The following is a 1631-nucleotide window of genomic DNA, read 5'->3' on the forward strand; positions in this document are numbered from 1 at the left end:
TGGGGTTTAGCGGACGCTTACTTTTGAATTCATTTAAGCACTATCTATCTTCAAAAATAACTAAAATTTCAATCTCTTATCATAAGGTAGGCTTTTAGTAGGTGGGATTCTTTTATCGTTCATTGAATACTTAAATCACGGTGAGGGTCACCGATAATAAGATGAATGGTAGAAGGAATCGAACCATGGCTTTTAAGAATATTGCAGATCAAACAAACGGTTTTTATATCCCTTGTGTTTCACTTTTCGGTCCAGGCTGTGCCAAAGAAATTGGCGTTAAAGCACAAAATTTAGGTGCCAAGAAAGCTCTGATTGTGACCGATGAAGGCTTATACAAATTTGGTGTCGCAGATACCATCGCAAATTATTTAAAAGAGGCTGGTGTTGACAGCCATATCTTCCCAGGTGCAGAACCAAACCCAACAGATATTAACGTTCATAATGGCGTACAAGTCTACAATGACAACGGCTGCGATTTTATTGTATCACTCGGTGGCGGTTCTTCACATGACTGTGCCAAAGGTATTGGCCTGGTGACTGCCGGTGGTGGTCATATCCGCGACTATGAAGGTATTGATAAAAGTACTGTGCCTATGACACCGCTTATTGCAGTCAATACCACAGCGGGTACAGCGTCGGAAATGACACGCTTCTGTATCATTACCAATACCGATACCCATGTCAAAATGGCAATTGTGGATTGGCGTTGTACACCATTGATCGCGATCGATGATCCTAAATTGATGATTGCCAAGCCAGCGGGCTTAACTGCCGCGACTGGTATGGATGCCTTAACCCATGCGGTAGAAGCGTATGTTTCTACGGCAGCCAATCCGATTACGGATGCCTGTGCAGAAAAGGCCATTACCATGATCAGTGAATGGCTGAGTCAGGCAGTAGCAAATGGTGAAAATATTGAAGCACGTGATGCTATGAGCTATGCACAGTATCTGGCAGGCATGGCATTCAACAATGCATCACTCGGATATGTGCATGCGATGGCACACCAGCTGGGTGGTTTCTATAACCTGCCACATGGTGTATGTAATGCGATTTTGCTACCGCACGTATGCGAATTTAACCTGATTGCCTGTCCGGATCGCTATGCAAAAATTGCCCAGTTGATGGGTGTAAATACTGAAGGATTAACTGTGACTGAAGCAGCTTATGCAGCGATTGATGCCATTCGCCAGCTTTCAGCTTCAATTGGAATTCCATCTGGTCTGAAAGGCTTAGGGGTTAAAGAGGAAGACCTTGCCATTATGGCAGAAAATGCGCAAAAGGATGCCTGTATGCTGACCAACCCGCGTAAGGCTAGCCATGCACAAGTCGTAGAGATTTTTAAAGCGGCGCTGTAAGCCTCTATGTAAGTCGATTCTCTCCACTCGGCAGACTTACATTTTATGTAACCCTGTTCGCACTTCTTAGTGAAGTGCGCCAAGATAAATGTATCCCCATGCGATATTCTTGGCTGATCCTTACACCCTTGATAAGGATATAGAGCAGGCGTTGCTCTTTTTTTTTTGCCTAAATTTTTGCTTTCAAAAAATATATTTGGGCAGTTAATTCATCAGGGTATAGCTTATTAAAATTAACTGAATGAACTCGATAAGTAAGCGTCCGCTGAACAC

The 1631-nt window shown here is 43.4% G+C and carries 1 protein-coding gene; it reads left to right on the top strand.

The window, feature by feature from the left end; genetic code table 11:
• Positions 1–185: 185 nt before the first annotated feature.
• Complete coding sequence (locus G5T77_RS02080) at positions 186–1358, top strand: iron-containing alcohol dehydrogenase (protein WP_159123263.1); 1173 nt, start codon at positions 186–188, stop codon at positions 1356–1358.
• Positions 1359–1631: the final 273 nt, after the last annotated feature.

Source organism: Acinetobacter sp. GFQ9D191M (genome assembly GCF_011174875.1).
Taxonomy (GTDB): Bacteria; Pseudomonadota; Gammaproteobacteria; order Pseudomonadales; family Moraxellaceae; genus Acinetobacter.